General features: G+C 71.7%; 9 protein-coding genes and 1 pseudogene. 3 read left to right on the plus strand and 7 right to left on the minus strand.

Annotated features, from left to right (window positions below; translation table 11 throughout):
- Positions 1-16 precede the first annotated feature (16 nt).
- Positions 17-943 (minus strand): proline dehydrogenase family protein, encoded by a 927-nt coding sequence (locus ACFWRO_RS22940; protein ID WP_384512915.1) that lies wholly within the window; start codon positions 941-943, stop codon positions 17-19.
- Positions 944-1,125: 182 nt separating this feature from the next.
- Here ACFWRO_RS22940 and ACFWRO_RS22945 point away from each other — a divergent pair, with 182 nt between their 5' ends.
- From ACFWRO_RS22945 to ACFWRO_RS22955, 3 genes are read left to right on the plus strand one after another with little or no spacing between them, the layout of a single operon-like run.
- Positions 1,126-2,394, plus strand: a complete 1,269-nt coding sequence (locus ACFWRO_RS22945) for a PucR family transcriptional regulator (protein WP_384512916.1) — start codon at positions 1,126-1,128, stop codon at positions 2,392-2,394.
- 37 nt (positions 2,395-2,431) lie between these two features.
- A complete protein-coding gene (locus tag ACFWRO_RS22950) occupies positions 2,432-3,580 on the plus strand; it encodes a DUF1266 domain-containing protein (protein WP_384512917.1) in 1,149 nt (382 codons plus the stop codon).
- Positions 3,577-4,749: a DUF1266 domain-containing protein gene (locus ACFWRO_RS22955; RefSeq protein WP_384512918.1), complete on the plus strand. Its 1,173-nt coding sequence runs from the start codon at positions 3,577-3,579 to the stop codon at positions 4,747-4,749. The genes ACFWRO_RS22950 and ACFWRO_RS22955 overlap by 4 nt, the downstream gene beginning before the upstream one ends.
- Positions 4,750-4,780: 31 nt before the next feature.
- Here the strand turns inward: ACFWRO_RS22955 and ACFWRO_RS22960 are convergent, their stop codons facing one another.
- The 6 genes and pseudogenes from ACFWRO_RS22960 to ACFWRO_RS22985 form a co-directional block, all read right to left on the minus strand.
- Entirely contained in the window at positions 4,781-5,359 is a 579-nt protein-coding gene (locus ACFWRO_RS22960; protein WP_384512919.1) for a TetR/AcrR family transcriptional regulator, read from the minus strand.
- An 87-nt stretch (positions 5,360-5,446) separates the two neighbouring features.
- Complete coding sequence (gene serA / locus ACFWRO_RS22965; protein ID WP_384512920.1) at positions 5,447-7,036, minus strand: phosphoglycerate dehydrogenase; 1,590 nt, start codon at positions 7,034-7,036, stop codon at positions 5,447-5,449.
- Positions 7,037-7,272: 236 nt separating this feature from the next.
- A complete protein-coding gene (gene ilvC, locus ACFWRO_RS22970) occupies positions 7,273-8,274 on the minus strand; it encodes a ketol-acid reductoisomerase (RefSeq protein ID WP_384512921.1) in 1,002 nt (333 codons plus the stop codon).
- 119 nt (positions 8,275-8,393) lie between these two features.
- Entirely contained in the window at positions 8,394-8,918 is a 525-nt protein-coding gene (gene ilvN, locus ACFWRO_RS22975) for an acetolactate synthase small subunit (protein WP_215065241.1), read from the minus strand.
- A gap of 38 nt (positions 8,919-8,956) precedes the next feature.
- Positions 8,957-10,831, minus strand: a complete 1,875-nt coding sequence (locus tag ACFWRO_RS22980; protein WP_384512922.1) for an acetolactate synthase large subunit — start codon at positions 10,829-10,831, stop codon at positions 8,957-8,959.
- A 221-nt stretch (positions 10,832-11,052) separates the two neighbouring features.
- Positions 11,053-13,924 (minus strand): annotated as a pseudogene (locus ACFWRO_RS22985) (putative bifunctional diguanylate cyclase/phosphodiesterase).
- Between the last annotated feature and the right edge of the window lie 9 nt (positions 13,925-13,933).

Below are 13,933 nucleotides of genomic sequence, written 5' to 3' on the forward strand. Positions count from 1 at the left end.
CTTTTGAGGGGTGGGCTCAGCCCTTGGTGAGGATGGAGCGGGCGAAGAAGAGGAGGTTGGCCGGCTTCTCCGCGAGGCGGCGCATGAAGTAGCCGTACCAGTCGGTGCCGTACGCGGTGTAGACACGCATGCGGTGGCCCTCGGCGGCGAGACGGTTCTGCTCCTCGCTGCGGATGCCGTACAGCATCTGGAACTCGTACTCGTCCAGCTTGCGCCCCGCGCGGCGGGCGAGCTCCTGGCCGATCGAGATCAGGCGCGGGTCGTGGGAGCCGATCATCGGGTAGCCCTCGCCCTCCATCAGGATCTTCATGATCCGGACGTAGGCCTTGTCGATCTCGGGCTTGTCCTGGACGGCGACGGACGCGGGCTCCTTGTAGGCGCCCTTCACGATCCGGACGCGGGAGCCGTTCGCGGCGAGGCGGCGGGCGTCGTCCTCGGTGCGGAAGAGGTACGCCTGGATGACGCAGCCGGTCTGCGGGAAGTCCTTCCGCAGCTCCTCGTGGATGGCGAACATCGAGTCGAGGGTGGTGTGGTCCTCGGCGTCCAGGGTGACCGTGGTGCCGATCTCGGCGGCGGCCGCGACGACCGGGCGGACATTGGCGAGGGCCAGCTCGTGGCCGCCCTCGAGCGCTTGTCCGAACATCGAGAGCTTCACGGACATCTCGGCGCGCTCGCCGAGGCCCAGCTCCTTCAGGCGGCCGACGAGCTCCAGGTACGCGTCGCGCGCGGCGTGGGACTGCTCGACGGTGGTGATGTCCTCGCCGACGACGTCGAGGGTGACCTCAAGACCGCGGCCGGTGATGTCCTGGACGATCGGGATGACGTGGTCGACCGTCTCGCCGGCGATGAACCGGTCGACGACCTGCTTGGTCCCCGGGGCGGCCGACACGAAACGGCGCATCTTGTCGCTGCGGGACGCGGCGAGGATCACGGGACCCAGCACGGGGACCTCCAGGAAGGCAGGGTGACGAAGGGTGCCTACCCGATCTTTCGTAAGCAATCGGGAAGAGCACGGAGAACCACCGTGAAACCTAAGGATCGCTCCGATCCTCTGCCATCGACAGCTGTCACGCATCCGTGGGCGGCATCTCATACATATGTCTGAAGGGGTGCGAGAATGGCGCCGTGAAGGGCGATTACCAAGAGTTGGTGGACGAGATCTCCGCGCTGCTCGGGGCTCCCGCGACGCTGGAGAACCGTGACTTCGGGCTGATCGCCTTCGGCGCCCACGACAGCGACGACGACACCGCGATGGACCCCGTCCGGACGCGCTCGATCCTGACCCGGAAGTCGACCCCGGCGGTCCGCTCCTGGTTCGAGGGCTTCGGCATCACCCGGGCGACGGGCCCGGTCCGTATCCCGGCGGCCCCGGACGCGGGCGTGTTCCGGGACCGCATCTGCCTTCCGGTACGCCACCGGGGCGTCGTCCTCGGCTACGTCTGGCTGCTCGACGCCGAGCCCGGCCCCACCCACGCCCAGCTCACCGCCGCCATGGACGTCGCCACCCGGATCGGCGGCCTCCTCGCCGACGAGGAGCGCGCGGGCACCGACCTCTCGCGCGAGCTGCGGACCGCCCTGACGGCGGAGCGCGGCTGGCAGTACGACATGGCCCTCACCGCCCTGCGGACGGCCCTGGGCGCGGACGCGGAGGGTCTGCACGCCCTGGTGTGCCTCGCGCCGTGGCCCGACGAGGACAGCCCCTCCTCCCGTACGGTCCCGGGGGCAGCGGTCCTCTGCACGGTGCCGTGGCGCGCTCCGGCGGGCGGACTCGGGGCGGCTCCCGCGCCCGGGCCGGGCGCTGCGGGCGGGCGAGGGCCGGGCGCGGCGGGCGGGCTCGGGCCGGGCGTGGCGGGCGGGCTCGGGGCGGGCGCGGGAGCCGGGGCTGCCGCCGGACGCGCCCTCGCCGTTCTCGTGCGCCTCCGGGCCGCCGACAACCTCGCGCCCGCCGTGGCCGCCGCCGAGCGGCTCCGGGGCGCGGCGGCCGAGGGCGGCGTCACCGGGATCGCCGAGCCCCGCCGGGGCCTCGCGGACCTGGACGTCTCGTGGCGCGAGGCCACCGCGGCCGCCCGCACGGCGAGCGCCCAGCCGCACCTGGGGCCGCTCGCGGAGTGGGCCGCCATCGGCCCGTACCGTCTCCTGACCGCCCTCCCCCCGGCCGAGCCCGACCCCGCGGTGCGCGTCCTGCTCACCCCCGCGCACCACGAACTGGCCCGCACCGCCGAGGTGTTCCTCGACCACGCGGGCCAGGCGGGCCGCGCCGCGACCGCCCTCGGCATCCACCGCCAGACCCTCTACTACCGCCTCTCCCGCGTGGAGCAGCTGACGGGCCTCGACCTGGACGCGGGCGAGGACCGGCTGCTGCTGCACATGGCCCTCAAGGCGGCCAGACTCTGAACGCGGGCCCCCTCGGGCCGGTTTATAGGATCTCCCCATGACCACGGGGACTTGGGCACCGCCGACGCACACCGAGCAACTGCTGTACGAGGCCGGTGAGCGCGGAGACCGGGCGGCCGTCCTGGCCGCCCTCGGGCGGACTCGCCTGTACGTACTCCTCCCCCGGCTGCACGCCGACGTGCCCGGCCACACCCCGCCGCTCCCCAGCCGCCGCGACAAGGCCGCCCGGCGCACCGTCGTACCGGTGCTGACCGAGGGCATGCTGCCGCCGTGGCACCCGGAGTGGGTGTTCAAGCAGACGACGATCGGCAAGCTCGCCGCCGCCTGGCCGAACGACCGGTGGTGGCTCGCGGTCAACCCGGACACCCCGTTCGCAGCCGCCCTGCCGGCCCGGGCCGCCGACCGGCGGGCCTGGCAGGAGGCCGACTCCCACGGCGGCGGACCCGCGCGGCTGCGCCTGCTCACCCACGCGGGCGAGCACCTGCACGGGCCTGTCGCCCACGCCCTCGCCCTCGGTGCGCACCTCGCCGTCCTCAACGGCCTGGTGTGGAACGCGCTCGGCGCCCAGTACGAGGACTACGCCACCGACGTCGCCCGGCTGCGCAGACCCTGGGCCGTCCACCACCGCGCGGACTTCCGGGACAAGCTGCGGACCCTGATCGCCACCCGGCTCGTCGGCCGGGTCCCCGAGGCCGTCCTCGGGGTCCGGCGCCGCCTCACGGCGCGGCTCGGCGTCGCGCCCACCGACGAGCAGTGGTCGGCGGCGGTCACCGAGACCTTCGAGCGGGACGACCCCTACGGGGAGGACCGGGCCGAGGCAGTGGAGTTCCTGCGCCGGATCACCCACTACGAAGGGCGGTTCCGCGTCGACGGCCTCCTCCCGCCGGGCGGCCGGGTCGACACCCTCGCCGCCTTCGACCACGGCCGCGCCGTGAACGTCGTACGCCTTGCCCTCGGCGCCCGCTACTGCGACCCGCAGGAGGCGGAGCAGTCCGTCCTGAGCGTCCTCGAAGCCGCCCGGCGGGCGTACGGCTCCTGGGAGGAGTTCTCGCTCGGCTACGTGCTGGCCCGGCTGATCCACTTCGACGAGGGCGACCCCGAGCCGATGTACCAGGAATCCCTCACCCTCCACCGCACGCTCACGCAGGACGCGTCGAGCCCCTACCGGAACATCCCGTGGTCATGAGCCCTCGCCGCCCGCCCGCTCCCCAGAGCGCCCCCTGGATCCCGCCGTCCGAGACCGAGCAGCTGCTGTACGAGGCGGGGCAGCGCGGCGACTTCGCGGGACAGCTCCGTGTCCTGGCCGGGGCCGAGCTCTTCATCGCCGCCCCCAAGGCCGAGGTGGACGCCGACCCGGACACCGTCTGGTGGCGCCCCCAGCAGGCGGCCAAGGGTCTCGTCGTCCGGCCGGTCCTGACGCGCGGGATGCTGCCGCCCTGGCATCCGGAGTGGGTGTTCCACCAGGTCACCCTGCGCTGGGTCGCCGAGTTCACCTGGCGCGACCCCCGGGTTCTCCTCTCGGTCAACGGCGGCACCCCCGGCCAGTTGCTGCTGCCCACCACGCCCGAGCACCGCGCGGGGTGGCTGCGGGTGTACGCCGAGAAGGAGCGGGGTTCGGGCGACCGGTTCGTCGCCCTGCGGCACGGCCCCCTGCACGGCCCGCTCGCCTTCGGCCTCGCCTGCGGCACGCATCTGGCGTTCGGCAACGGCGTCCCGTGGAACGACGTCGGCTCGGCCTACACGGGGTACTCGGACGAGCTCGAAACGCTCCGCGACTCGTGGGACATCACCGACCACGACGGCTGGCGCAAGGAGTTGGACGCGCTGCTCGACGGGCGCAACAGCCCGCCGGAACCGGACTTCGCCCTCCGGGTCCGCGAGCAGCTGCGGGCCGCCCGCGGCGCGGTCCCTTCGCCGGACGAGTGGCGCGAGACGGCCGCCGGGCACGCCCAGGACCTGGGCGCGAGCCCGGTGACGGTGCGCCACATCGAGGAGCTGGTACGCCGCATCCTCAGGTACGAGGCCCGGTTCCGGGCCGACGGGCTGCTCCCGCCGGACGGGCGGGTGGGCAAGACGGTCGCGTACGACTACGGCCGGGCGGTGAACCTGGCGCGCTGGGGCCTCTCGGCCCGCTTCTGCGCGCCCCCGGAGGCCGAGCAGGCGATCGTCCACGCGGGGGCCCTCGCCCGGTCGGCCTACGGTTCCTGGCAGGAGTACTCGACCGGGTACGCGCTGGGGCGGGTGCTGCGCTTCGACGGGGAGGAGTACGGCCGGTTCCACGAACAGAACGTGGCCGCCCACCGCGTCCTGACGGAGCACGAGGGCAGCCCGTGGCGGAACATCCCCTGGCGCTGAGTCGCGGCGCCGACTCCGCCTGAATCCGGCGCTATTGCTCCCCCATCAGCACCTTGAGCCCGGCCGTCAGGTCGTCCGCCGTCGGCGCCGTCTCGCGGTCCACCATCCACTGGATCATCACGCCGGTCGCGAGGGCCTGGCACAGCAGCCCCGCCACCCGGGCCTTCTCCGGGTCCGCCTCGGGGTCGATGCCGAGGAGGGACTCCGCCATGCCGAGCCGGCCCTCGCGCTGGGGCTCCTTGATGGCCTCGCGGAGCTTCTCGTCGTCGTCGAGGCGGGTGACGACCTCCGTCTGGAGCTTCCAGACCGGGCGGCTGGCGTCGGCGGCCTCGATGACCTGCGCCCAGACCGCGTGGAAGCGTGCGTACGGGTCGGCCGGCAGCGCCGCCCGCTCCTCCTCGCCGCCCCCGGGGCTGACCCGCTCGCCCCACTCCTCGGTCAGCGCGAGGAACGCCTGCTGGAGCAGAGCGTCCTTGGAGCCGTAGTGGTAGCCGATCGAGGCGAGGTTGGTGCCCGAGGCGGCGACGATGTCGCGGGCCGTGGTGCGGGCGTACCCCTTCTCCAGGAGGCAGCTCTTGGCGCCTTCGAGCAGGTCTTCCTTGTGTCCCATGACAGCACTGTACCCGGCCACTAGACAACCGTGTAAGACGGTTGTCTAGTGGCCGGGTACGGGCACTTCGGAGGCGGGAGCCCGGGATCAGACCAGGTTGACCGAGCGGGCCGAGGCCGCGCCGATCTCCTCCGCGATCTCCGCGAGCACCGCGGCCGGAACCGTGTCGTCCACGGTGAGCACGACGAGGGCCTCGCCGCCCTCCTCCGCGCGCGCCACCTGCATGCCCGCGATGTTCAGACCGGCCTCGCCGAGGATGCGGCCGACGGTGCCGACGACACCCGGGCGGTCCTCGTAGCGCAGCACCACCATGTGGTCGGCGAGCGCCACGTCCACGTCGTAGTCGCCGACGGCGACGATCTTCTGGAGGTGCTTGGGGCCGGCCAGCGTGCCGGAGACCGCGACCTCCTCGCCGCTGGAGAGCGTGCCGCGCACCGTGACCACGTTGCGGTGGTCCGGGGACTCGCTGGAGGTCGTGAGCCGGACCTCGACACCGCGCTCCTGCGCGAACAGCGGGGCGTTGACGTACGACACGGTCTCGTCGACGACGTCCTCGAACACGCCCTTGAGCGCGGAGAGTTCGAGCACCTTCACGTCGTGCTGGGTGATCTCGCCGTACACCTCGACGTCGAGCCGCGCCGCGACCTCGCCCGCGAGCGCGGTGAAGATCCGGCCGAGCTTCTCGGCGAGCGGCAGACCCGGCTTGACGTCCTCGGCGATGACACCGCCCTGGACGTTGACCGCGTCCGGGACCAGCTCACCGGCGAGCGCGAGCCGCACGGAGCGGGCGACCGCGATACCGGCCTTCTCCTGCGCCTCGTCCGTGGACGCGCCGAGGTGCGGGGTGCAGACGACCTGGTCGAGCTCGAAGAGCGGGGAGTCCACGCAGGGCTCCTTCGCGTACACGTCGAGGCCCGCGCCCGCGACCCGGCCCTCCTTGAGGGCGGTGTACAGCGCCGCCTCGTCGACGATGCCGCCGCGCGCGGCGTTGACGATCCGGACGGACGGCTTGACCTTGTGCAGCGCCTCGTCGCCGATGAGACCGAGGGTCTCGGGCGTCTTCGGCAGGTGGACGGTGATGAAGTCGGCGACCTCGAGGAGCTCGTCCAGGGTCAGCAGCTTCACCCCCATCTGGGCGGCGCGGGCCGGCTGCACGTAGGGGTCGTACGCGACGATCTTCATGCCGAACGCGGACATCCGCTGGGCGACCAGGACGCCGATCCGGCCGAGGCCGACGACGCCGAGGGTCTTCTCGCTGAGCTCGACGCCCGTGTACTTCGACCGCTGCCATTCGCCGTTCTTCAGCGCGGTGTTGGCCTGCGGGATGTTGCGCGCGGTGGCGACGAGGAGGCCGCAGGCGAGCTCGGCGGCGGTGACGATGTTGGAGGTCGGGGCGTTCACGACCATCACGCCCGCCTTGGTGGCGGAGGAGACGTCGACGTTGTCCAGGCCGACACCGGCACGGGCGACGACGCGCAGCTTCTTGGCTGCGGCGATGGCCTCGGCGTCGACCTTGGTCGCGGAGCGGACCAGGATCGCGTCCACGTCGGCGACGGCGGGGATCAGCTCGGCGCGGTCCGCGCCGTTGCAGTGCCGGATCTCGAAGTCCGGGCCCAGTGCGTCGACGGTGGCGGGCGACAGCTCTTCAGCGATGAGTACGACGGGTTTCGAGCTCACGTGAGTCCTCACAGATCCAGTGCGGACGGCCGTCCCGACGGCCGCAGGCGGTGGAGGGGGCTTGCCGCGTGAAAGCGCACGACGCTGTGGGCCTGAACGCGAATGTTGTTGAGCAGTGTAGTGGTGCATTGGCGCGATCCATGCGCCTCGTTGGCAGGATCACCCGTCCGTGGTTGGACGGCCTGTCCAACGAAGTGGAGCGGGCCGGACAGTGTGTCCGGCCCGCGCCCGAAGGCTTACGCCTCCTCGTCGTTCACCCAGCTCATGAGCTTGCGCAGCTCCTTGCCGGTGGTCTCCAGGAGGTGCTTCTCGTCCTGGGTCTTGTACTCGTTGTACTTCTTCAGACCGCCGTGGTACTCGTCCATCCAGTTCTTGGCGAAGGTGCCGTCCTGGATCTCGGTGAGGACCTGCTTCATCTCGGCCTTGGTGGCGTCCGTGATGATGCGCGGGCCGGTGATGTAGTCGCCCCACTCGGCGGTCTCGGAGACGGACCAGCGCATCTTCTCCAGGCCGCCCTCGTACATGAGGTCGACGATGAGCTTCAGCTCGTGCAGGCACTCGAAGTAGGCGATCTCCGGCTGGTAGCCGGCCTCGACCAGGGTCTCGAAGCCCGCCTTGACGAGGGCGCTGGCGCCACCGCACAGGACGGCCTGCTCACCGAACAGGTCGGTCTCGGTCTCCTCGGTGAAGGTCGTCTTGATGACGCCCGCACGCGTGCCGCCGATGGCCTTGGCGTACGAGAGCGCCAGGGCGAAGGCGCCGCCCGTGGCGTCCTGCTCGACCGCGGCGATCGCGGGGACGCCGCGGCCCTCCTCGTACTGACGGCGGACCAGGTGGCCGGGGCCCTTGGGGGCGACGAGCGCGACGTCGACGCCGGCCGGGGGCTTGATGAAGCCGAAGCGGACGTTGAAGCCGTGCGCGAAGAAGAGGGCCTTGCCGTCCTTCAGGTTCGGCGCGATGGACTCCTCGTAGACCTTGGCCTGGATCGGGTCCGGGATCAGGATCATGATGACGTCGGCCTCGGCCGCGGCCTCGGCGGGCGTGACCACGCGCAGGCCCTGCTCCTCGGCCTTGGCCTTGGACTTGGAGCCCTCGTGCAGGCCGACGCGGACGTCGACACCCGAGTCACGGAGCGACAGCGCGTGGGCGTGCCCCTGGCTGCCGTAACCGATCACCGCGACCTTGCGGCCCTGGATGATGGACAGGTCGGCGTCGGCGTCGTAGAACAGCTCGGCCACTGGGAATCTCCTTGAGGTGCTGGTGTTGCGTCCCACCGTACGGCGGGGAGCGGCGGATACGTTGTCGGGTCTCGCCTGGCGGACCGCCGCAGTGGACGGCGGCCGGCCGGGGTCGACGGTCAGGCGCTGCGGTCGAGGGCCCGCAGGGAGCGGTCGGTGATGGACCGCGCACCACGCCCTATGGCGATCGTGCCGGACTGCACGAGCTCCTTGATGCCGAACTGCTCCAGCATCTTCAGCATGGCGTCGAGCTTGTCACTCGAACCGGTGGCCTCGATGGTGACCGCCTCGGGCGAGACGTCCACGGTCTTGGCGCGGAACAGCTGGACGATCTCGACGATCTGGGAGCGGGTCTCGTTGTCGGCGCGGACCTTCACCAGGACGAGCTCGCGCTGGATCGCGGCGCTGGGCTCGAGTTCGACGATCTTCAGGACGTTGACCAGCTTGTTGAGCTGCTTGGTCACCTGCTCGAGCGGCAGGTCCTCGACGTTCACCACGATGGTGATGCGGGAGATGTCGGGGTGCTCGGTGACACCGACGGCGAGGGAGTCGATGTTGAACCCGCGCCGGGAGAACAGCGCGGCGATCCGGGCGAGGATGCCGGGGGTGTTCTCCACCAGGACGGAGAGCGTGTGCCTAGTCATGTGCGTCGTTCCTCTTCCTACGGCTCTCGGTCTCGGTCTCAGTCGTCTTCGTTGTCGCCGAAGTCGGGGCGGACGCCCCGGGCGGCCATGACCTCGTCGTTGGAGGTGCCGGCGGCGACCATCGGCCAGACCTGGGCGTCCTCGTGGACGATGAAGTCGATCACGACCGGGCGGTCGTTGATGGCGTTGGCCTCTTCGATGACCTTGTCCAGGTCGGCCGGGTCCTCGCAGCGCAGCGCGACACAGCCCATGGCCTCCGACAGCTTGACGAAGTCGGGGACTCGGGTGCCCTTGCGGGGCGTCGAGCTGGCGCCGACCTGGGAACCGGTCGCCTGGCCCGTCTCGTCGGCGTGCAGGACCGTGCTGGAGTAGCGCTGGTTGTAGAAGAGGGTCTGCCACTGGCGGACCATCCCGAGGGCGCCGTTGTTGATGATGGCGACCTTGATCGGGATGTTGTTGAGCGCACAGGTGACCAGTTCCTGGTTGGTCATCTGGAAGCAGCCGTCGCCGTCGATCGCCCAGACCGGGCGGTCCGGCATGCCGGCCTTGGCGCCCATGGCGGCAGGGACCGCGTAGCCCATCGTTCCGGCGCCGCCGGAGTTCAGCCAGGTGGCCGGCTTCTCGTAGTCGATGAAGTGGGCGGCCCACATCTGGTGCTGGCCGACGCCGGCCGCGTAGATGGTGTCGGCGGGGGCGAGCTGGCCGATGCGCTGGATGACCTGCTGCGGCGAGAGGCTGCCGTCCTCCGGCAGGTCGTAGCCGAGCGGGTAGGTCTCGCGCCAGCGGTTCAGGTCGCTCCACCAGGCGGTGTAGTCGCCCTTGTTGCCCTCGCCGGCCTCGGCCTGGACGGCCTGGACCAGGTCGGCGATGACCTCGCGGGCGTCACCGACGATCGGGACGTCGGCGGCGCGGTTCTTGCCGATCTCGGCCGGGTCGATGTCGGCGTGGACGATCTTGGCGAACGGGGCGAAGCTGTCCAGCTTGCCGGTGACGCGGTCGTCGAAGCGGGCTCCGAGGGCGACGATCAGGTCGGCCTTCTGCAGCGCGGTGACGGCGGTGACCGCACCGTGCATGCCCGGCATTCCCACGTGCAGCGGGTGGCTGTCGGGGAACGCGCCCAGCGCCATCAGGGTGGTGGTGACGGGGGCGCCGGTGAGCTCGGCGAGGACCTTCAGCTCGGCGGTGGCACCGGCCTTCAGGACACCGCCGCCGACGTACAGGACGGGGCGCTTGGCGGCGGCCATGAGCTTGGCGGCCTCGCGGATCTGCTTGGCGTGCGGCTTGGTCACCGGGCGGTAGCCGGGCAGGTCGGTCTGCGGCGGCCAGCTGAAGACCGTCTTCGCCTGCAGGGCGTCCTTGGCGATGTCGACCAGGACCGGTCCGGGACGGCCGGTGGAGGCGATGTGGAAGGCCTCGGCGATCGTCTTCGGGATGTCCTCGGCCTTGGTGACCAGGAAGTTGTGCTTGGTGATGGGCATCGTGATGCCGCAGATGTCCGCCTCCTGGAAGGCGTCCGTGCCGATGGCCTTCGAGGCGACCTGACCGGTGATCGCGACCAGCGGGACGGAGTCCATGTGGGCGTCGGCGATCGGGGTGACCAGGTTGGTGGCGCCGGGTCCCGAAGTCGCCATGCACACGCCGACCTTGCCGGTGGCCTGGGCGTAGCCGGTGGCCGCGTGGCCCGCGCCCTGCTCGTGCCGGACCAGGATGTGGCGGACCCTCTTCGAGTCCATCATCGGGTCGTAGGCCGGCAGGATCGCGCCGCCCGGGATGCCGAAGACGGTGTCGGCCCCCACTTCCTCGAGAGAACGGATGAGGGACTGCGCACCCGTGACGTGCTCGACGATGGTGGCGGACTGTCCGCCGTTACGGGTCCGCGGCTGCGGATGGTGCCCGGTGGCCTGCTCGGTCATCAGCATTCTCTTCTCGAAGCAGAGGGTCTTTGCGGGGGTTTTGCCAGGGTTTGGCGTGAGCCGGTGCAACAAAAAACCCCTCGTGCCGGGAGGCAAGCGAGGGGAGCGCGTCGGGTGCGTTCAAGCGGGGCCTTCAGTGCCCTGCTTCAGCCGACGCGCTTTCCAAGTACGAGAATTCGGGTGCGCATGGCACTGACCCTCCCTCCGACCCACTACCAGTGTCAAGTGGGTGGGACAGGCGTCTCATTATTTGAGCGGATCGGGGGACGCGGGGAGCCTCTCCCCGACCGGAACGGCCGCCCCACCAGGGAGTGGATACGCCTCCCGCACGAGCGCGCGGCGCAGCCGGTACTCGTCGAGCGGGCCCGAGAACGCCATTCCCTGGCCATGGGTGCAGCCCATCGCGCGCAGCGCGAGGACCTGCTCGGGGACGTCCACGCCGTCGGCCACGGACTGGAGCCCGAGGTCCGAGGCGATGCGGAGCAGCCCGCTCGTGATCTTACGGAGCCGGGCGGACTCGACCACCCCCTCGACGAGCCCTCTGTCCAGTTTCAGTACGTCGACGGGGAGGCGGCGGAGCGCGTTGATCGCCGCGTAGCCGCTGCCGAAGCCGTCGAGGGCGATCCGTACGCCGAGCCGGCGCAGGGCCACCAGGCGCTGCTCCAGGTCGTCGAAGGAGACCCGGGGGTCGTTGTCGGCGAGCTCGATCATCAGGGAGCCGGAGGGGAGCCCGTGGCGGGTCAGCAGCGCCTCGACGGAGCCGAGGGGCAGCGAGCGGTCGAGCAGTCTGCGGGCGGGGAGCCGGACGGAGACCGGGGTCCGGTGGCCGAGCGCGGCCCGCTCGGCGGCCTGCTCGACGGCGTGCTCCAGGAGCCAGCGGCCGAGCTCGGCGATCCGCTCGCCGTCGTCGGCGACCCGCAGGAACTCGGCGGGGGTGAAGAGGATGCCCTGCGCGGAGCGCCAGCGGGCCTGGGCGGCGACGGCGGTGATCCGGCCGGTGGCGAGGTCCACGACGGGCTGGTGGAGCAGGGCGAACTCGCCGTCGTCGAGCGCCGTGCGCAGCCGGGTGGCCAGTTCGGTCCTGCGCACGACCTCGGCCTGCATCTGCGGGGCGTACATCTCGACCCGGTCCTTGCCCGCGGCCTTGGCGCGGTACATGGCCAGGTCGGCGTTGCGCAGCAGCTCTCCGGCGCTGATGCCGGGTTCGGCGAAGGCGACGCCGATGGAGGCGGCGACCCGCACCTCGTTCCCGCCCTCGAGGCGGTACGGCTGGGAGAGCGTGAGGCGCAGCCGGTCGGCGATCTCGTGGACCTGGCACTCCCGGGCCACGCGGTCCCGTGAGCCGTCGCCGAGGATGAGCGCGGCGAACTCGTCGCCGCCGAGCCGGGCGGCGGTGTCCCCGGCCCGTACGGAGTCCTGGAGGCGGCGGGCGGCCTGGATCAGCAGTTCGTCCCCGGCCTGGTGGCCGAGGCGGTCGTTGACGCCCTTGAAGCCGTCGAGGTCGATGAAGAGCACGGCGGTGCCGGGGTCGGAGGCGCGGCGTCCGGCCAGCGCCTTGCGGACGCGCCGGGTGAACAGCGCACGGTTGGGCAGGTCAGTGAGCGGGTCGTGCTCCGCGTTGTGCTGCAACTGGGCCTGGAGGCGGACCCGTTCGGTGACGTCCCGGCTGTTGAAGATGAGGCCGCCCTGGTGGCGGTTGACGGTGGACTCGACGTTGAGCCAGTCGCCCCGGCCGGAGCGGAAGCGGCACTCGATCCGGGTCGTCGGCTCCTCCGAAGGAGGAGTGGCGAGGAAGCGCCGGACCTCGTGGACGACCCCGCCGAGGTCCTCGGGGTGGATGAGCGAGGCGAGTTCCTCGCCGATCAGGTCCTCGGCCTCCCGCCCGTAGACCCCCGACGCGGCGGGGCTGACGTACCGGAGTATGCCGGTCGGCGCGGCGATCATGATGACGTCGCTGGAGCCCTGCACCAGGGACCTGAAGTGGTTCTCCTGCTGGGCCAGTTCATGGGTGAGGGCGATGTTGTCGAGGAGCATGATGCCCTGGCGGACGACCAGGGCGAGCACGACCGTGCAGCCGGTGAGGACGACCACGCGGTCCACCCTGCGTCCCTCGACGACGTTGTACAGGATGCCGAGCGTGCAGACTGCGGCGGCGAGGTACGGCGTGAGGGCGGCCAGCGAGCCCGCGATCGGCCGGCTGTGGTGGCGGGCCGCGCGCGCCGCCGCGGTGCCCGCGACGGGCGCGGTACGGCTCGCTCCCCAGGGGGCGTACGCGAGCAGCAGCGAGCCCGCGAACCAGCCGGCGTCGAGGAGCTGGCCCGAGGTGTAGTTCTCGCGGAGCAGCGGGGAGGTGAAGAGGGCGTCGCACAGCACGGTGAGGGCGAGGGCGGCGATGGCGGTGTTGATCGCCGAGCGGTTCGGCTGCGAGCGGCGGAAGTGCAGGGCCAGGACCATGCTGACGAGAACGATGTCAAGCAGCGGGTACGCGAGGGTGAGCGCGGCCCGGGCGACGCTCTCGCCCTCGAACTGGGCGGTGTGCGCGAGGGCGAGGCTCCAGGAGAGCGTGAGCAGCGAGCCGCCGATGAGCCAGGCGTCGAGGGCGAGGCAGACCCAGCCTGCCCGGGTGACGGGCTTCTTGGCGAGGACGAGCAGGCCGACGATCGCGGGCGGCGCGAAGAGCAGGAAGAAGACGTCGGCGAGGGACGGGCTCGGCACCGCCTGGCGGAGCACGACTTCGTACCACCCCCAGATCGCGTTCCCCGCGGCGGCCATCCCCGAGGAGAAGGCGAAGAGCAGCCAGGCGGGGCGGAAGCGGCTCTCGTGCACGCGCGCGTAGAGGAAGCAGGAGACGGTGGCGGCCAGGGCTGCGGCGCTGAGGCCGAAGTCGCCCATGACCAGGGCGAGTCGCTCGGAGCCCCAGCCGAGGGCGGCGCCGGTCGCGTACCCCGCGCAGATGAGCCCGAGGAGGACCTGGGTGAGGATCACGGGGACCCCGGAGCGCGCGGGTCCCGGCCGGGTCAGCCCCGGCCCGGGGGCGGCGCCGCCCCCGCCCGTGACGCGACCGCGCTCGATCAGCGCGCCGGGGGCGTTCATCGCCCCCGC

The organism is Streptomyces sp. NPDC058579 (genome assembly GCF_042718575.1).
GTDB lineage: Bacteria > Actinomycetota > Actinomycetes > Streptomycetales > Streptomycetaceae > Streptomyces.